Source organism: Aeromonas sp. PrichA-15 (genome assembly GCF_017939245.1).
Taxonomy (GTDB): Bacteria; Pseudomonadota; Gammaproteobacteria; order Enterobacterales; family Aeromonadaceae; genus Aeromonas; species Aeromonas caviae.
The window spans coordinates 1-17,171 of the sequence record NZ_JAGKRH010000023.1; the positions used below are offsets into that span (position 1 = coordinate 1).

Sequence of the window (17,171 nt, forward strand, 5' to 3'; positions counted from 1 at the left end):
GACACGCCGTTTTAGCCTGTGGAGGCGCGGTGCAATCAGGCCGCCCGATGAAGCAGGAACCCGGTACTGCGCGAGCAGCTATCACCCAGTAATGGGAATCCCCCTCCTGTGACGCGAAGCGCTAAGGTGGGGGAGGATGTCAACACGGCGCCCTACAACCAGCTACTGGTGGATGGGCGGCGTTGGTTTGTCAGCCACGGTCATCTCTATGAGTCCGGCAACGTGCCCCTGCCAGCAGGGAGCCTGTTCATCAGCGGTCATACCCATGTGCCTGTGCTGCGCCAGGAGGGAGAAATGATCCTGATGAACCCGGGGTCTATCTGTTTTCCAAGGGGCGAGTGGGTGGCCAGTTATGGGTGCTATGACGAGGGCTGCATGAACATCCATGCCTGCAAGGATGGAGAAACCCTGATGCAGCTGGTGCTCTGATGAGGGGCTGACAAGGAGAGGAAACCAGAAGAGGGAGAGGAGATCAGGCCTTGATCCCGAAAGAGCGGGTGCCTGAGCGGGTATTGCCTTTGGCGTCATAGGTCAGGGAGCTGCTGTCTCTGAGCTTGCTGAGGAAGCTGGCGAGACGGCGATTGGAGACAATGCTGAGTTCGAGCAGACGTCCGTTGAGGTTGTTCTGCTCCTGACAGGCTTCCAGCTTGGCTTGAAGGGCCTGCAATTGGGTCGGGAAGGCGCCCAGCTGTTGCTGCAGGTCGGGTAGCTCTGCCAGAGTCTTGTCCAGCATCTCGATGGCCACCAGCAGTTGTTGCTTGCGATCGGCGAGTGCCGGCAACGCAAGGGCCCGGTGAGCCTTGAGGAGGTCGAACTCCTCTGCCAGCAAGCCTTGCATCTGGGAGAGGTTGTCGTCCTGAGCGCGCAGCAGCGAAGGGAGGTCCATCATCCCAACCGTTTATCCAGATCGGCTTCGAAGCTGAACATCTTTCTGGCCACGGCTTCGCTGTTGACCTTGTACTCCCCACTGGCCACGGCCTTCTTCAGGCTCTCGACGCGGCTCTCGTTACCGGTGGAGGCGGTGTTGAGGGTCTTCTGCATCTGTTGCAATTGCTGCGCCTCACTGGTCAAGGAGACAGAGTCGCTCTTGACGGTCGTCGCACGGCTGCTCTCGCTGGAGGTCGCCGACTTGGTGGCTACACCTTGGCTGTTGCCGCTGTTTTGCAGGCGGTTGTTAGCCAAGTTGTTGATATTGTTGATAGCCATAAGGTTTACCTTCGTCTGCTTTGCTGTTCGCTTACCTGTGTATCGGTGACGGCGGTCAGAACTTTAGAAAAAAATTGCGCAGTGCATTCCTGTGTCAGAATGTCACGACCACGGAGCCCACTGCACTGACCTGGCCTTGCACCGTTCTGCCCGAGCGCGTGTTGACAAGCCGGATCATGTCTCCGAAGCTGCCATCTTGCAAGGCGCGGGCCATGGTTTTGATCTGCATGCTGCTGTTTTCAGCACTCAGGGTGACCTGGTCCCCCTTGCAGACCACGCAGACCTGGGTCAGTCTGATTGGCTGGCCCGGTTTGAGCTCACGTTTGCTACGTACCCCGATAAGTGCGGTCGGATCGGTAAGGTAGTCGCCACGGATCAGGGTTTGGTCCTGGTATGCCAAGGTCAGCATCGGTTCGCTCAGGATGTCTCCCTTGGCAACCGGGACGGCGACGGTGACATAGGGTTTCTGGATGCTGACCCGGACAGGGAGATAGAGATCCCAGGATTTATCTCCCTCGCACTTGAGGTAGACGGTGGTGTTGCGACGGATCTCCATCCGGGCGGGGAGGGAAATGGTGAGGGCATCTTCGCAGCGCGTGAGGGGGAGGCGCTCGTCAATGGTGCCGGCCTTGACGTCGGCCTGTGCATCGAGGGGAATATCGAGCTGGTCGAGCACGAACGCCTGTGCCTGTTCTTGCAGATAGTCGGTGACCTCGGACGCCATGGCGTGAGACAGACTGCAAAACGGCAGTAAGATAAGGAAAAGTCTACTAATCATTTTTGCTTACCGGTCGATAAGTTATTCACGTATACCACCGTAGTTAACTATGCTTGCTCCAGAATTATTCTGTTGTTGAAACAACGATGGTCTGATGCAAGCCAATGTGCATGCATAATGATATGCACGATCAGTGCCAAGCATTTTTAGGGAGTGTTTATGGCGAGTGTTCTGGACTCGGTTAACCAGCGAACCCAATTAGTGGGACAAAATAGGCTGGAGCTGCTGCTGTTTCGTCTCAATGGACGTCAAAGATTTGGCATCAACGTATTCAAGGTACGCGAGGTGCTGCAGTGTCCCCCTCTGACCGTCATGCCCAAGCTCAACTCCTGCATTCGCGGCGTGGCACATATCCGTGGCCAGACCATCTCGGTGATCGATCTCAGCATGGCGATGGGCAAGCGCCCCATCCAGGATCTCTCCAAGTGCTTCATCATCATCTCCGAGTACAACCGCTCCATTCAGGGGTTCCTGGTCCACTCGGTCGAGCGCATCATCAACATGAACTGGGAGTCCATTCTGCCGCCACCCAAAGGGGCTGGTCGCATCAACTACATGACGGCAGTGACCGAGGTAGATGGCGAGCTGGTGGAGATCTTGGACGTGGAGCGCATTCTCAACGAGATTTCTCCGGTCTCCACTGAGGTGTCCACCGAGTTGGTGGAAGCAAGCGTGGAGCGCAATCCTCACGGGCGTCCCGTGCTGGTTGCGGACGACTCTTCGGTTGCGCGCAAGCAGGTACAACGTGCACTGGAGGCTATCGGGGTGCAGTGCGTGCTGGCCAAGGATGGACGGGAAGCGCTCAACATGTTGTTGGAGATGTCCAAAAATGGCCCCATACATGATCAGATTGCATTGGTTATTTCAGATATTGAAATGCCGGAGATGGATGGTTATACCTTCACCGCCGAGATCCGCAACAATCCCAACCTCAAGGATTTGCATGTTATCCTGCACACTTCCCTCAGTGGGGTGTTCAATCAGGCCATGGTGCAGAAAGTCGGAGCGAACAATTTCATTGCCAAATTCCAGCCGGATGAATTGGCCAAGGCCGTACAAGGCGCTCTCTAATCAAGAAGAACAACTGCATGAAGACACTTTCGGACGACTTATACAGGCAATTCAGCAATTTTCTGGCACAACAGAGCGGCATAGTACTGGGTGACAACAAACAGTATCTGGTTAAAAGCCGCCTGTCGCCCTTGATGACTCAGTTTGGTATCGAGAGTCTGTCTGATCTGGTCACCCGGGCGATGAGCGTGCGCGAGCGGGAACTCAAGATGGCAGTGATCGATGCCATGACCACCAACGAGACTTTGTGGTTTCGCGATACCTATCCGTTCCAGTTATTGAGTGACAAGATTTTCCCGGAGCTTGGTAAGAGCGGTCGCACCATCAAGATATGGTCTGCCGCCTCTTCGTCCGGACAGGAGCCCTACTCCATCGCCATGACGGCGCTGGAGCAGCAAGTTAAACGGCCGGGTAGCATGCCGGGCGGGGTGCAAATAGTAGGGACCGATATATCCAGCACCATGCTGAACCAGTGTAAGGAAGGGATCTACGATAGCCTTGCACTGGCTCGCGGGCTTTCCCCCGAGCGCAAGCGACTCTTTTTCGAACCCTATGGCGACAACAAGATGCGGGTGGTGGAACGTGTCAGAAAATTGACCAGCTTCCGCCCTCTCAACCTGCTGGAGAGCTACAGCCTGCTCGGCAAGTTTGACATCATCTTCTGTCGCAACGTGCTCATCTACTTTGCGCCCGAAGTGAAATCCAAGATCCTCAACCAGTTCGCCAGCAGCCTCAATCCTGGCGGCTACCTGATGCTGGGGGCCTCCGAGTCTCTGGCTGGCCTCACCGATAAGTTCGAGATGATCCGCTGCAACCCCGGCATCGTCTACAAGGTCAAATAACCCCGCTCAATACCCTCTTGGCACACCTCTTGCTAAATATCCATGAAGCAGGAGGTGTGCTATGGCAATTTCATTCGACAAGGCATTTGGTGTTCATCAGTACACGCTGAGCGTGCGCGCCAAGCGTGCCGAGGTGTTGTCCAGCAACATCGCCAATGCGGATACGCCGGGTTTCAAGGCCCGTGACATCAACTTCTCACAAGCGTTGCAGGATGCCCAGGGCCAGCAAGGGTTCGGGCTCAGCACTACCAGCGAGAAGCACTTCGCCTTGCAGATGGATTCCCCGGGCACGACCCAGTACCGCAATCCCCTGCAACCGGATACCGGTGACGGCAACACGGTGGACGTACAGCAGGAGCGCAGCGAGTTCCTGCGCAACAGCCTTGAATACCAGGCCTCTCTTGAATTCATGAACAGCAAGATAAGCGGCCTGCTCAAGGCACTGAAAGGAGAGCAAGGATGAGTTTGTTCAAGGTCTTTGACATTGCAGGCTCAGCCATGAGCGCGCAGTCCGTTCGCCTCAACACGGTGGCGAGCAACATGGCCAACGCTGACAGCGTCAGCTCCAGCGTGGAAAAAACTTACCACGCCAGGCGGCCAGTCTTTGCCGCCCAGTTGGATCAGGCCATGTCCGACAAGCAGGCCTCGGTCGGGGTGGATGTGAAGGGCATCGTCGAGAGTGATGCGCCCCTGCTCAAGGAGTACAACCCGAATCACCCCATGGCGGACAAGGATGGCTTCATCTTCAAGCCCAACGTCAACATGGTGGAAGAGATGGCGGACATGATAGCGGCGTCGCGCAGCTACCAGACCAACGTCCAGGTGGCCGATGCGGCCAAGAAAATGTTGCAGCAGACCCTGGGTCTGGGCAAGTCCTGACAGAGGTGAACCCGGATGAGAGTGACCCGTGATCGCCTGCCAGGCGGCAACAATCGGCCCAGTGGGCACGCCCTAGAGGGGGGAGCATAAGTGGCAGATACCTATGACAGCCTGCTGGGCGTCAACCGGACGACGTCGGCCCAGACCAGTACGGTCAACACCAGTACCCAGAAAAAGGAGCTGGATCAGGAGTCCTTCCTGAAACTGCTGACCATGCAGCTCTCCTATCAGGATCCGTTCAAACCGGTGGACAACGCCCAGATGCTTTCCCAGATGACCTCGATGTCAACGTCTCAGGGGATCAGCAGCCTCTCCACCCAGATGGAGAGCCTCAACAGCCTGATGACCTCCAGCCAGGCGCTGCAGGCCTCCGCGCTGGTGGGGCAGAACGTGCTGATCCCGTCCAACACGGGTTACGTGGAGAAGGGGGGCACCCTCACGGGGGTCATCGCCACCGGCGATGGCGGCAGCAACATTAAGGTGACGGTGAAGGACGAGAGCGGCCAGGTCATCAGGGAGTTCGCCATTGAAGGGAGCCACAAGGGGAACGTGGCCTTCGAATGGGATGGCAAGGACAAGTCCGGCAACGAGGCCAAGAGCGGCAAGTATTCGATAGAGGCGCATGCCACCGTCGACGGCAAGTCGGAGAGTATCCCCGCCCTGACTTACGCCAAGGTGGAGAGCGTCACCCTGGGAACGAGCACCAACCCCAGCACCCTCAAACTCAAGGGACTGGGCGGCATCTACCTGACCGATGTATTGGAAATTGGCGCGACGACCGGCAAGACCACCACCCAGTCGGCTTCGTCCTCTAACGCAGTGATCTAAGGAGAAAGACATGTCATTCAACAATGCCCTCAGCGGCATCAATGCGGCTCAAAAAGACCTGAACGTCACCGCGAACAACATTGCCAACGTCAATACCACCGGCTTCAAGGAGTCCCGTGCCGAGTTTGCCGACGTCTACGCCAATTCCATCTTCGTCAACGCCAAGACCCAGGTCGGCAACGGTGTGGCGACTGGCGCTGTGGCTCAGCAGTTCCACCAGGGCGCGCTGCAATTCACCAACAACGCGCTGGATCTTGCCATCCAGGGCAACGGCTTCTTCGTGACCTCGGACGGCCTGACCAACCTGGATCGCACCTACACCCGTGCGGGCGCCTTCAAGCTCAATGAAAACAGCTATATGGTGAGCAATTCAGGTGGCTACTTGCAGGGATACGAGATCAACGCCGATGGCACCCCAAAAGCAGTTAGCATTACTGCAACTCGGCCAATTCAGATCCCTGATCGTGCCGGAGAGCCTGTACAGACATCACAAGTCAATGCCAGTTTTAATCTACCCACCACCTCGACACCAAAAGCCAGTGGTGCAGACCCATTGATGACTTCTCAGGTTAATAGCAGTTTTAATTTGGACTCTAGCGCTAATGTCATTAATCCTGGTTTGGCATTTGACCCGAATGATCCCAGCACTTATTCAATGCAAACTACTACTGATGTCTATGACTCACTTGGAGAGAAGCACACAATTACTCAGTACTTTGCCAAGGACGCAGATCCAGCAAATCCCACTCAGTCTGCAGTACCTGCAACTTGGCGTATGTACCTCTTCCAAGGGACGACTCCTATAAATATTAATGATGCGGGAACCCCACAGCAGTTTGCGCGAATTAATTTCGATACTTCTGGCACTATGACTGGTACGGTTCCTGCTGAATTAAAAACAGTACCTTTAGGAACTCCCAACCCGCCGAGTGCTGTTCCTGGTGCTGGCATTAACATGAATGGTGCTAATGAGTCTCAGGTTGTTGAGTTCAAGTTCGATGCGGTAAGCGAATCGGCATCACCATACAAAGTTAACCAATTGAGCCAGGACGGTATCGCCCGCACATATTCCAAGTTTGATCCAAAAGATTCAACTACATATTCCTCATCAACATCTGTGGTTGCATATGACTCCCTTGGTGAGCCGCACACTATCACGCAGTATTTTGTCAAGGAGGCAGATTCTACAGATCCAAGCAAGGCGACTGTACCTACTGCTTGGCGTATGTACCTTTATGAAGGTGATAAACCCATTGATATTGTTGGCGGTCAAGCGACGGCAATGGCAACTGGCCTAAGTCAAGCACCTCTGAGTGCGCGTGTCACTTTTGATGCTTCTGGAAGAATGCAGACACCTACTAGTCCTGAGGTCATTAAGACCGAACCCTTGGGCACTCCAGGCGCCGGCATTATTACTAATGGTGCCGATGGCACTCAGGATATCGAGCTCAAGCTCGGTACCGTGACACAGTACGCTTCACCTTTTGAAGTCAACCAATTGACCCAGGATGGCTCCACTGTCGGTCGCTTGACGAAGGTCGAAATTACGGGAGATGGCATCATATCGGCAACCTACAGTAATGCCACCACCGTCAAGGTTGCCATGGTGGCCATGGCTAAGTTTGCCAATTCTCAGGGGCTGACCCAGGTCGGCGACACCTCCTGGCGCCAGTCCCTGCTCTCTGGCGATGCCTTGCCCGGCACCCCGAACTCCGGCACGTTCGGCTCCATCAAGTCGTCGGCGCTGGAGCAGTCCAACGTGGACCTCACCACCGAGCTGGTCGATCTCATCACTGCCCAGCGCAACTTCCAGGCGAACTCCCGTTCCCTGGAAGTGAACAGCTCCCTGCAGCAGAACATACTGCAGATCCGCTAAGACGGCGGGTAGTTGGCAGGGGCGCTTCGGCGCCCCTTGTCATTTCCGTCCCGCCTCATTTCCTCCTTTCATGCCATCTTCGTCATCTCTCTTGGCATTCAACTTGCAGTTGAGCTGTGAGAGTCATCTGTTTGACGGAGGATCCCATGGATCACCTGCTTTACATCGCCATGTCCGGGGCCAAGGAGAACATGAACAGCCTGGCTGTTCGTGGCAACAACCTGGCCAACGCCAACACCATTGGCTTCAAGTCTGACTTCGAGCAGGCGCGCAGCATGCAGGCGTTTGGCGAAGGGCTGCCCACGCGGGTGTTCGCCATGACCGAGCGGCCGGGCCAGAACTTGCAACACGGCCTGCTGCAGACCACGGGGCGGGATCTTGACGTTGCCGTCGATGGGCCGGGCTGGATTGCGGTGCAGGATCCCAACGGCGCGGAAGCCTATACCCGCATGGGCAACCTGCAGCTCAATGCCACCGGCAATCTGCAGACTTCCACCGGTCTGAATGTGGTGGATGATGCCGGTCAGCCCATCGTGCTGCCCCTGCCCATGGAGAAGATCGAGATCAATCGTGACGGTACCATCAGCGGCCGTCCCGAGGGGGCAGCCGCCAACCTGCCGGAAGATTTCCAGCGTATCAAGCTGGTCAACCCGGCGGCAGATGCGGTGGAGAAAGGCCAGGACGGCCTGTTTCGCCGCAAGGATGGCCAGAATGAGGCCGCGTCTGCGGATGTGGGCCTGATCGCCGGCTCCCTTGAGGGGAGCAACGTCAACGTGGTCGACGAGATGACCAACCTTATTCGCTTGCAACGTCAGTTTGAAACTCAGGTCAAGATCATGAAGACCGCCGAGGAGAACGACGAGGCACAAACCCAGCTGCTGCGTATCAGCTAATCAAGGAGCACCCCATGAATCCTGCACTCTGGATCAGCAAGACCGGCCTCGATGCCCAGCAGACCAACATCTCGGTCACCTCGAACAACCTGGCGAACGCCAGCACAGTGGGCTACAAGAAGGCGCGGGCCATCTTCGAGGATCTGCTTTATCAGAACATCAACCAGCCTGGCGGTCGCTCCTCTGCGGACACCGAGCTCCCTTCCGGCCTGATGCTGGGGGCGGGGGCCAAGGTGGTCGCCACCCAGAAAAACCACAGTCAGGGCAACGTCCAGACCACGGACAACTCCCTTGACTTGATGATCAGCGGTCGCGGCTACTTCGAAATCCAGCTGCCCGATGGCAGCGCCGCCTATACCCGTAACGGCCAGTTCACCCTGAACGACGAGGGGACCATCGTCACCCCGGGCAACGGTTACCCGCTGCAACCGGAGATCCAGATCCCCGAGAACGCCCAGAGCGTCACCGTGGGGGAGGATGGCCAGGTCTCCGTCCAGCTCAAGGGGGATGGCCAATCCCAGGTGGTGGGCCAGATCAACACCACGGACTTCGTCAACCCCACCGGCCTGCAGCCCATGGGGGAGAACCTCTTCCTCGAGACCCAGTCCAGCGGCGCCCCCATTCAGGGGACAGCCGGTGCGGACGGGCTGGGGGTGATCAAGCAGGGGATGCTGGAGACCTCCAACGTCAACGTGACCGAGGAGCTGGTGAATCTCATCCAGGCTCAGCGGGTCTACGAGATGAACTCCAAGGTCATCTCCGCCGTCGACTCCATGATGTCCTTCCTGACCCAGCGGACCTGATGAAAGGAGTGTCATGATGAAAGCCATATGGATGCTGGGACTGCTGACGCTGGCGGGTTGCACCAGTACCCCCAATACCGCCAAACCGGATGACCCGGATTTCGCCCCCGTCTACGGGGAGTCGGAGCCGGTGTCGGTGCGCCCGACCGGCGCCATCTTCCAGCCCGAGCAGGTCAACGGCATCTACTCGGACATCAAGGCGCACCGGGTGGGTGACATCATCACCATCCAGTTGGCGGAGTCGACCTCGGCGTCGAAAAAGGCCAATACCCAGAGCGGCAAGGACAACAAGCTGGCGCTCGACCCCGTCACCCTGGGTGGCGTGCCGGTCACGGCGGGGCCCTACGATCTGTCGGCCTCCATCGGCCAGAACAGTGCCTTCAAGGGGCAGGCCAAGGCGGATCAGAGCAACAGCCTGCAGGGCAACATCTCGGTCAGCGTGGTCAAGGTACTGCCAAACGGGAACCTGCTGGTGCGCGGCGAGAAGTGGATCATGCTCAACAATGGCAACGAATACATCCGTATCACCGGTCTGGTGCGCCCGGAGGACGTGAGCTCGGAAAACAGCGTCTCCTCCCAGCGGGTGGCCAATGCGCGTATCTATTACGGCGGTACCGGGGATCTGGCGAACACCCAGGAACAGGGCTGGCTCACCAGCTTCTTCAACGGCCCCTGGTGGCCCATTTAAGACTCAAGAGTCCGGGGCGTTCACGGGTCCCGGATCAGGAAGGTTTTGTTAGGAGATGTCATGAACCGATTCCGTCTGCTTGCCCTGCTGTGCTGCCTGCTGCCTTTCGGGCTGGCGCACGCATCCCGCATCAAGGACCTCGCCTCGGTGGAAGGAGTGCGCAGCAACCAGCTGATCGGTTACGGTCTGGTGGTGGGCCTGCCCGGCACGGGGGAGAAGAACAACGCCTTCACCGAGCAGACCTTCAGGACCATGCTCAACAACTTCGGCATCAAGGTGCCTGACAACATCAAGCCCAAGATCAAGGACGTGGCGCCGGTGGCCATCCACGCGGATCTGCCCCCCTTCTCCAAGCCGGGTCAGACCATAGACGTCACCGTCTCCGCCATCGGCGAGGCGAAGAGCCTGCGTGGCGGCACCCTGCTCCAGACCTTCCTGAAAGGACTGGATGGCCGCGTCTATGCGGTGGCCCAGGGCAGCCTGGTGGTCGGTGGCCTCGGGGCCGAAGGGGCGGACGGCTCCAAGGTGGTGGTGAACACGCCCACAGTGGGGCGTATCGCCAACGGGGCGACCGTGGAGCGGGAGGTTCCCAACTCCTTCAGCCAGGGCGACACCATCACCTTCAACCTGAACCGGCCGGACTTCACCACCGCCCGCCGTCTGGCGGACGTGGTCAACGATCTGGTGGGTCCGAACACCGCCCAGGCGATGGACGCTACCTCCATCAAGGTATTCGCGCCGCGGGATCCGGCCCAGCGGGTCTCCTACCTCTCCACCATCGAGAACCTGGAAGTGGACCCGGCGAGCGAGTCCGCCAAGATCATCGTGAATTCGCGCACCGGGACCATCGTCATCGGCAGCGAGGTCAAGCTGCGCCCGGCGGCCATCAGCCACGGTGGGCTGACGGTCACCATCGCCGAGAACCAGCAGGTCTCCCAACCCAATCCGCTCGCTGGCGGGCAGACGGCGGTCACCAACAACTCCACCATCAACGTGCAGCAGGATCCCGGTCGGATGTTCAAGCTCGATACCGGCGCGACCCTGGACGACCTGGTGCGGGCGGTGAACCAGGTGGGGGTCGCCCCCGGGGATCTGATGGCGATCCTGGAGGCGCTGCAGCAGGCGGGCGCGATCCAGGGCCAACTGGTCATTCTGTAATTTCGTGAGCGGCAAGCGGTTGCCACGGGCGGCAAAGAGGTAGGTTATGGCAGAGTTCGACACCCAGAGCGGTATCAATATTGGCATGGTGCAGGACGTCCAGAACCTGGACAAACTGCGCCAGATGAGCCTGAGCAAGGAGGGGAAGCAAGGGGCCCTGATGGCGGCCGCCCGCCAGTTCGAATCCATCTTCACCCAGACCCTGTTCAAGGGGATGCGCCAGGCCAACTCGGTGCTCACCGAGGGCAACCCGATGAACAGCAGCTACACCCAGTTCTATGAAGGGATGCTGGACGAGCAGCGGGTTGCCGACATGTCGAGCAAGGGGGGGCTGGGCATTGCCGAGATGGTGGCCAGGCAGCTCTCTCCCGAGCAGACCTTCACCCATCAGGATGGCCGGGTACTCAAGCTGCCCCAGCGTACCGAGCGGGTCTACAAGCCCTATCAACCCCCCAGTGCCTCCAACGATCTGATTGCTGCCTCCAAAGTTGGCAAAAATTTTGCTGATAACGAAATGAAGGGTGAGCTGAATGGGGCCGAGCGTACGCTGACCATGCCAAGACGCCCCCACCGCACCGTGCCGCCCATGGGCAGCAGCCAGAGGCCTTCGGCCCTGGATGGCAGCGCCAAGGTGTTTGACAGCCCGGAAGAGTTCGTCGACAGGCTGATGCCGCTGGCCAAGAAGGCGGCGGACAAGCTGGGGTTGAGCCCGGCGGTGTTGGTGGCCCAGGCCGCCCTTGAGAGTGGCTGGGGAAAGCGGGTGATCAAGGATGCAGACGGAAACGTGACGCACAACCTGTTCGGCATCAAGGCGGATCCGCGTTGGGAAGGCCCCAAGGCGGTGGTGAGCACCCTGGAATACGAGCAAGGGGTGGCCTCGCGCCAGAAGGCGGCGTTTCGCTCCTACGAGTCGTTCGAAGAGAGCTTCAACGACTACGTGGATTTCCTGACCTCTGGGAGTCGCTACAAGGGGGCGCTGGCCAAGGTGGACAGCCCGGACCGTTACTTCGAGGCGTTGCAGCAGGCCGGTTATGCCACCGATCCCCAGTACGCCAGGAAACTTAAACAAGTGTTGCGCAGTGATGCCATCGCCGGCTATTCGACGCCCGGCAACATTGCAGACAGGAACACAGAGATGGAGCTGTAAGCTATGGCAAGCGATCTGCTTGGAATTGGGACCTCGGGTGTGTTGGCCCAGCAGCGGCTGCTGCAGACCACCAGCAACAACATAGTGAACGTCAATAGCCAGGGCTATGTACGTGAACGCACCCTGATCTACACCAATTCCGTCGGATTGGGGACGGGCGACATGGTGAGTGATCGCATCATCAACGCCTATGCCCAGGCCGAGGTTCGCCGTGATACGTCCGCTTATAACGCCGCCAACACCCGCTACGATCAACTGTTCCAGCTCGACAGCCTGCTCGGTGATGCCAGCAACAGTGTGGGGTCCACCATCACCTCCTACTTCAAGGCTTTCCACACCGCCAACGAGTCACCGTCCGAGATCGGAGGGCGCCAGACGACCCTGAGTGAACTGAGCGGTATGGTGGACAGATTCCACACCCTCTCCGCCCAGCTCGACAAGCAGTCCGATACCATCAACGCCACCATAGGGGACGAGACGGACAGGGTGAACAGCCTGCTGAACAGCATCAACGATCTGAACCAGTCCATCGTCCGCACCCAGGGCTCCCCTGAAGAGAACCTGATGCTGTTCGATCAGCGTGATGAGGCCATTCGCCAGCTCTCCGAGAAGATGGAGATCCGCACCGTGACCCAGCCCAACGGCAGCATGCTGGTCAACATGAGCACAGGGCACTCCCTGGTGCTCGATGGCGACGTGGCCCAGTTCAAGGTGGTGCCGGGGGACCCGGATTCCCGTGAGCCTTCCCTGCAGCTGACCCTGGGCAAGAACCAGGCCAGCATCAACGACAAGGATATTGGCGGCGCCATCGGTGGCCTCTTCACCGCGCGTCGGGATCTGGAGCCCGCCAAGCGGGAGCTGGGGCAGATGGCCGTCGCCCTGGGGGATGCCATGAACCAGCAGAACCGGTTGGGGATGGATCTCGACAACGAGCTTGGGGGGGATCTCTTCACCCTCAAAGGAAGCCAGGGGTTGCCCTACGCCAGCAACCAGGGCAACGGGGCGGCCAGCGTCAACTTCGTTCCCGGCAAGGGGAGCGAGGTCACCACCTTCGACTACGAGGTGCGGTTCAACAGCGCCACCGGTTACGAGGTGTTCGCCATCGACGGCAGCGGGCAGCGTACCTCGCTCGCCACGGGGACCACGCCGCCAGCCACCTTCGAAGTGACGGGCCACGGCATCGAAATCGATCTCTCCGGCACACCGGCTGCAGGTGACAAGATCTTGTTGCAACCCACCCGGAATGCGGCTGCCAACCTGGAGCAGGCGATCACCCGCCCTGAAGATATCGCGCTGGCTTCCCCCCTGAAGGCGGACAAGGGATCCCAGAACCTGGGCTCGGGCGAGATAGCGCTGGGCGGTGTCTACAACACCGGCACGGGCTCGGGTTTTGGCACCAACACTTTGGACCCGAGTGCCCCCCAGGTCATCAAGATCGACGGCAGCGGCAACTACGAGGTCTATGACAAGAACAACAACCTGCTGGGTGTCGCCCCCGCCTCCAGCAAGGGACAGAACCTGATGGCCGCCCTCGAGAGCCCCCTGGGGGGGCCCAAGGTCTACGCCGATCCGACCCAGAGCCCGGGCTATGAGTTCAGCATCACCGGCAAGGTGGAGGCCAGCGACAGCTTCACGCTCAGCTACAACAAGGACGGCTTTGCGGACAACGCCAACGGCCTGGCGCTGGCGGAGCTGCAGAACAAGGAGCTGGTGCGCAAGAACAACAACGCCGCCACCAGCAACGACAAGATGACCTTCAACGATGCCTACTCGGGTCTGGTGAGCGGCATTGGCAACAAGACCAGCCAGGCCAAGACCCTGCTGCAGGCCAACGAGGCGAAGCTGACCCAGAGTACCGCCATCTTCGAGAGTGTCTCCGGCGTCAATCTGGAGGAGGAGGCGGCCAACCTCATCCGCTTCCAGCAGTCCTATGCGGCCTCGGCCCAGATAGTGAACACCGCCAAGACCATCTTCGACACCCTGCTCTCCTCCGTGAGGTAAGTCATGCGCATCACCACCAACATGATCTATGACCGCAACCTTGCCTCCATGAGCAAGGTGAGCGAGCGCCAGAACACCGCCTACAACCAGTTGATGACGGGGGATAAATTCTCCCGCTCCGGGGAGGACCCGGCCGGCATGAGCCAGAAGATGGCGCTGACCAAGGAGATCGATCTCTTCAAGCAGTACGGCGTCAACGGCAGCCTGCTGGAGAACAGCCTGGGCCACGAGGAGACGGTGCTGACCTCCCTCAACAGCGCCATGCTCAGTGCCCAGACCCTGATCCAGAAGGCGAACAACTCCGCCATGGGCTCCGAGGAGCGCAGCGCCATCGCGAGCGAGCTGGAGGGTCTGCAAAAGCAGATGTTCGACCTGATGAACAGCAAGAACTCCCAGGGGGAGTACATCTTCGGCGGCAATCAGAGCAAGACCCAGCCCTTCGTCAAGGATGCCAGTGGCAACTATGTGTTCCAGGGGGACACGGGGCAGCGCAACATCCAGGTCTCACCCACGGTGCAGATCCCGGCCAACGACTCCGGTTTCGATCTGTTCGAGATAGTGGCGACCCGGCGCACTGCCAGCGCCGCCAGTGGCAACATCCAGGTGTCGGTGGCGGATCAGGGGAACTTCGAGAGCTTCTATCGCAACAACTATGACTCTTCCCTGCCGAGCAACCAATATGCGGTCAGCACCCTGGCCGGGCCGCCGGACACCTACGAGATCCGTGACAGCGGTGGCACCCTGCTGCAAAGCGGCGACTATGTGGCGGGCAACAAGATCCCCTTCAACGGCCTGGCGCTCACCCTCGACCTCCCTGCGGGGTCGGCGACCCAGAACTTCGTGCTGGATACCCCGAAAAACGACAACATCCTCAATGGCATGTCCGATTTCATCTCCGCCATGCGTGATCCGACCCTGTCCGAGAGCGATTTCCAGCTGGCGGTCTCCGATGCCACCACCCACATGAGCAACGCCAGAACCAAGATAGACCGGGGACTGGGGGAGCTGGGGGGAAGGATGAACAGCCTGGAGCAGGTGATGAGTTCCAACGATGGACTCAGCACCCTGAACCAGCAGGCGCGGGCCAAGGTGTCCGAGGCGGACATGTACGAGGTGATCGCGGCCCTCTCCAAGGAGTATGCAGCCATGAGCGCCTCCCAGCTAGCCTTCAGCAAGATAAGCAAGCTGACCCTATTCGACTATATCCGCTGACGTTCGTCCGTTGACCGCAGGCTCCCCCGTGCCACGCACGGGGGAGCCTCGTTTCATGAAGGGCCCGCCGTCCGGCCAATTTGTAACAACCCGTTGCCAGGGGCCTGTTTGCCTTGACTCGACCTGCGCCTGGGCAGATGATGCCGCCCGCACGGTAGCGCCGTGCAATCAATGTTCGCAGCATCTCGTTAGGCGAGGCTCCTGCATAAACACAGGCCACTGATCTCACGACGTCCAGAGACGCCCAAGATCAGGACAGTTTTCATCGGATTAAGGTGTCAACCCAAGTGGCTTCCGGCATGCCGGATACGTTATGCAGTGCTAAAGCTGGTACGTGGGGATGAAAACACGCCGGACGGCGTCATTTCGTGCCTGTTACTCGTCAATCAAATTGCTGTTTTCTTGCCGTTGCATCCGGCCCGGTGCCGGAGGCGTTCAGGTTCGCCTGAAATCACATGAGGACATCTGTGATGAAGAAAACACACACCCTGCTCAATCGTCATCAACTGCTCGACCCGGTTGCCCTGCGCAACTGGCTGGCGCACAACCTGGATCCGGTGGCCCGTGCCGATCAGCTTCTGACCCTGCGCCCGGAAGAGCTCAACTGCATCTTCGATACCCTCTCCATGCCGGAAGGGGCGTCCTTGCTCGCCTCCCTCCCGGCGGAGTGTGCCGGCCATCTGCTGCTCAGGCTGCATGGCAGCATCGTGGGGATACTGCAGGGCACCCTGGCCCGTCGTGACCTGCTGGCCATCCTGCGCAGGCTCGACGAGCACGATCGCAAGACCCTGCTAGCCCGGCTGCCAGAGCCCGCCCGCAAAGCCTTCCAGTCCCTGCTGGCCTGGCCGAACGAGTCGGTGGGGGCCAACATGCGCCACGAATATCTGGCAGTGGAGGCCAATGCGACGGTGGAAAGCGCCAAGCAGCTGATCCACGGCGCCTGGGATCAGGCCAGGCTGTTCGGTCATCTCTATGTGGTTGACGGCGAGCAGCGCCTGCTTGGCAGCGTCTCCCTCAAGTCGTTGCTGATCGCCGATCCTCTGCTGCCGGTAGGGGACCTGATGGAGGGGGAGGCGGTGCGCATCAACGCCCGGGCGGATCAGGAGCTGGCGGCCCGCCTGCTCATTGACCGCGACCTCTCGCTCCTGCCGGTGGAAGATCAGGGGCGTCTGGTGGGGGTCTTCCACGTGGACGATGCCGCCGACATCCTGGAGCTGGAGTCCACCGAGGATGCGGAGCTGCAAGGGGGCTCCTCGCCGCTGGATACCCCCTATCTGCAGGCCACCCCCTGGCAGTTGTGGCGCAAGCGGGTGGGCTGGCTGCTGATCCTGTTCGTGGCGGAAGCCTACACAGGCACCGTGCTGCGGGCCTTTGAAGAGCAGCTGGAGGCGGCCATCGCCCTGGCCTTCTTCATCCCGCTCCTCATCGGTACCGGTGGCAACAGCGGTACCCAGATCACCACCACCATAGTGCGTGCCATGGCGGTGGGGGAGGTGAGCCTGAAAAACCTCGGCACCGTGCTGAAAAAGGAGATCTCCACCGGTCTGCTCATCTCGGCCGCCATCGCACTGGCGGCCTGGGTGCGGGCCTGGAGCCTGGGGGGGGGGCCCGAGATCGGCATGGTGGTGACCCTGACCATCGTCGCCATCTTAAATGCGAAAGGGGACTCCCTCCGACGTAGGTGGGAGGGGAATTTCGCCGGGGCGTCAGCCCCGCTGGTTTTGAATGTATTGCTTGATCACCTCCAACGGTGCTCCGCCGCAAGAGCCCGCAAAGTAAGAGCGTGACC

Annotated in this window: 17 protein-coding genes, 2 pseudogenes and 1 riboswitch; of the genes and pseudogenes, 15 read left to right on the forward strand and 4 right to left on the reverse strand. The window is 59.4% G+C overall.

All coding sequences use genetic code 11. The annotated features are described in order from the left end of the window. Window positions 1-144 precede the first annotated feature (144 nt). Window positions 145-429, forward strand: a pseudogene (locus tag J9889_RS03855) (metallophosphoesterase family protein); the annotation flags it as partial. 43 nt (window positions 430-472) lie between these two features. Here J9889_RS03855 and J9889_RS03860 read toward each other — a convergent pair. The 3 genes from J9889_RS03860 to flgA form a co-directional block, all read right to left on the reverse strand. Next, window positions 473-889, reverse strand: a complete 417-nt coding sequence (locus J9889_RS03860) for a flagellar protein FlgN (RefSeq protein WP_010675299.1) — start codon at window positions 887-889, stop codon at window positions 473-475. Further along, window positions 886-1,206, reverse strand: a complete 321-nt coding sequence (flgM, locus tag J9889_RS03865) for a flagellar biosynthesis anti-sigma factor FlgM (RefSeq protein WP_042864123.1) — start codon at window positions 1,204-1,206, stop codon at window positions 886-888. The genes J9889_RS03860 and flgM overlap by 4 nt, the downstream gene beginning before the upstream one ends. A gap of 94 nt (window positions 1,207-1,300) precedes the next feature. Then, window positions 1,301-1,906: a flagellar basal body P-ring formation chaperone FlgA gene (gene flgA, locus J9889_RS03870; protein ID WP_029314756.1), complete on the reverse strand. Its 606-nt coding sequence runs from the start codon at window positions 1,904-1,906 to the stop codon at window positions 1,301-1,303. Between the two features lie 237 nt (window positions 1,907-2,143). Between flgA and J9889_RS03875 the strand changes: the two genes are divergently transcribed. The 14 genes and pseudogenes from J9889_RS03875 to J9889_RS03940 form a co-directional block, all read left to right on the forward strand. After that, complete coding sequence (locus tag J9889_RS03875) at window positions 2,144-3,055, forward strand: chemotaxis protein CheV (protein WP_053288335.1); 912 nt, start codon at window positions 2,144-2,146, stop codon at window positions 3,053-3,055. Window positions 3,056-3,072: 17 nt separating this feature from the next. Further along, the gene (locus J9889_RS03880) at window positions 3,073-3,897 is read left to right on the forward strand and encodes a protein-glutamate O-methyltransferase (RefSeq protein WP_052815061.1); all 825 of its coding nucleotides are present in this window, start codon (window positions 3,073-3,075) and stop codon (window positions 3,895-3,897) included. A 61-nt stretch (window positions 3,898-3,958) separates the two neighbouring features. Then, the gene (gene flgB, locus J9889_RS03885) at window positions 3,959-4,360 is read left to right on the forward strand and encodes a flagellar basal body rod protein FlgB (RefSeq protein ID WP_053288337.1); all 402 of its coding nucleotides are present in this window, start codon (window positions 3,959-3,961) and stop codon (window positions 4,358-4,360) included. Next, complete coding sequence (gene flgC, locus J9889_RS03890; RefSeq protein WP_005329775.1) at window positions 4,357-4,776, forward strand: flagellar basal body rod protein FlgC; 420 nt, start codon at window positions 4,357-4,359, stop codon at window positions 4,774-4,776. The genes flgB and flgC overlap by 4 nt, the downstream gene beginning before the upstream one ends. A gap of 90 nt (window positions 4,777-4,866) precedes the next feature. Further along, a complete protein-coding gene (locus tag J9889_RS03895; RefSeq protein WP_102948625.1) occupies window positions 4,867-5,604 on the forward strand; it encodes a flagellar hook assembly protein FlgD in 738 nt (245 codons plus the stop codon). Between the two features lie 10 nt (window positions 5,605-5,614). Next, window positions 5,615-7,480 carry a flagellar hook-basal body complex protein gene (locus tag J9889_RS24460; protein ID WP_113070031.1) on the forward strand — a complete coding sequence of 622 codons (1,866 nt, stop codon included), beginning with the start codon at window positions 5,615-5,617 and terminating at the stop codon, window positions 7,478-7,480. Window positions 7,481-7,626: 146 nt separating this feature from the next. Continuing rightward, window positions 7,627-8,373, forward strand: coding sequence for a flagellar basal-body rod protein FlgF (gene flgF / locus J9889_RS03905; RefSeq protein WP_042648967.1), 747 nt, complete (start codon window positions 7,627-7,629; stop codon window positions 8,371-8,373). A 14-nt stretch (window positions 8,374-8,387) separates the two neighbouring features. Further along, a complete protein-coding gene (gene flgG / locus J9889_RS03910) occupies window positions 8,388-9,176 on the forward strand; it encodes a flagellar basal-body rod protein FlgG (protein ID WP_010675290.1) in 789 nt (262 codons plus the stop codon). Window positions 9,177-9,192: 16 nt separating this feature from the next. Beyond that, window positions 9,193-9,864, forward strand: a complete 672-nt coding sequence (flgH, locus tag J9889_RS03915; RefSeq protein ID WP_010675289.1) for a flagellar basal body L-ring protein FlgH — start codon at window positions 9,193-9,195, stop codon at window positions 9,862-9,864. Between the two features lie 60 nt (window positions 9,865-9,924). Then, window positions 9,925-11,022, forward strand: coding sequence for a flagellar basal body P-ring protein FlgI (locus J9889_RS03920; RefSeq protein WP_010675288.1), 1,098 nt, complete (start codon window positions 9,925-9,927; stop codon window positions 11,020-11,022). A 46-nt stretch (window positions 11,023-11,068) separates the two neighbouring features. After that, the gene (gene flgJ, locus J9889_RS03925; protein WP_210555992.1) at window positions 11,069-12,169 is read left to right on the forward strand and encodes a flagellar assembly peptidoglycan hydrolase FlgJ; all 1,101 of its coding nucleotides are present in this window, start codon (window positions 11,069-11,071) and stop codon (window positions 12,167-12,169) included. A gap of 3 nt (window positions 12,170-12,172) precedes the next feature. Beyond that, window positions 12,173-14,170 (forward strand): flagellar hook-associated protein FlgK, encoded by a 1,998-nt coding sequence (gene flgK, locus J9889_RS03930; protein ID WP_210555993.1) that lies wholly within the window; start codon window positions 12,173-12,175, stop codon window positions 14,168-14,170. Window positions 14,171-14,173: 3 nt separating this feature from the next. Further along, the gene (gene flgL / locus J9889_RS03935; protein WP_210555994.1) at window positions 14,174-15,382 is read left to right on the forward strand and encodes a flagellar hook-associated protein FlgL; all 1,209 of its coding nucleotides are present in this window, start codon (window positions 14,174-14,176) and stop codon (window positions 15,380-15,382) included. A 177-nt stretch (window positions 15,383-15,559) separates the two neighbouring features. Further along, window positions 15,560-15,729, forward strand: a riboswitch (M-box (ykoK) riboswitch). 123 nt (window positions 15,730-15,852) lie between these two features. Continuing rightward, a pseudogene (locus J9889_RS03940) lies at window positions 15,853-17,103 on the forward strand (magnesium transporter); the annotation flags it as partial. Here J9889_RS03940 and J9889_RS23995 read toward each other — a convergent pair. Next, on the reverse strand, window positions 17,089-17,171 hold an 83-nt coding region (locus tag J9889_RS23995), incomplete at its 5' end, for a transposase (protein ID WP_202904331.1). The pseudogene J9889_RS03940 and the gene J9889_RS23995 sit on opposite strands and share 15 nt — an antisense overlap.

Coding starts and splice junctions, on each gene's coding strand:
- flgH (WP_010675289.1), top strand. CDS start 9,193: ATGAAAGCCATATGGATGCTGGGACTGCTGACGCTGGCGGGTTGCACC.
- flgK (WP_210555993.1), top strand. CDS start 12,173: ATGGCAAGCGATCTGCTTGGAATTGGGACCTCGGGTGTGTTGGCCCAG.
- flgG (WP_010675290.1), top strand. CDS start 8,388: ATGAATCCTGCACTCTGGATCAGCAAGACCGGCCTCGATGCCCAGCAG.
- J9889_RS03860 (WP_010675299.1), bottom strand. CDS start 889: ATGATGGACCTCCCTTCGCTGCTGCGCGCTCAGGACGACAACCTCTCC.
- J9889_RS03880 (WP_052815061.1), top strand. CDS start 3,073: ATGAAGACACTTTCGGACGACTTATACAGGCAATTCAGCAATTTTCTG.
- J9889_RS03920 (WP_010675288.1), top strand. CDS start 9,925: ATGAACCGATTCCGTCTGCTTGCCCTGCTGTGCTGCCTGCTGCCTTTC.
- J9889_RS24460 (WP_113070031.1), top strand. CDS start 5,615: ATGTCATTCAACAATGCCCTCAGCGGCATCAATGCGGCTCAAAAAGAC.
- flgC (WP_005329775.1), top strand. CDS start 4,357: ATGAGTTTGTTCAAGGTCTTTGACATTGCAGGCTCAGCCATGAGCGCG.
- flgF (WP_042648967.1), top strand. CDS start 7,627: ATGGATCACCTGCTTTACATCGCCATGTCCGGGGCCAAGGAGAACATG.
- flgB (WP_053288337.1), top strand. CDS start 3,959: ATGGCAATTTCATTCGACAAGGCATTTGGTGTTCATCAGTACACGCTG.
- flgM (WP_042864123.1), bottom strand. CDS start 1,206: ATGGCTATCAACAATATCAACAACTTGGCTAACAACCGCCTGCAAAAC.
- J9889_RS03875 (WP_053288335.1), top strand. CDS start 2,144: ATGGCGAGTGTTCTGGACTCGGTTAACCAGCGAACCCAATTAGTGGGA.
- flgL (WP_210555994.1), top strand. CDS start 14,174: ATGCGCATCACCACCAACATGATCTATGACCGCAACCTTGCCTCCATG.
- flgJ (WP_210555992.1), top strand. CDS start 11,069: ATGGCAGAGTTCGACACCCAGAGCGGTATCAATATTGGCATGGTGCAG.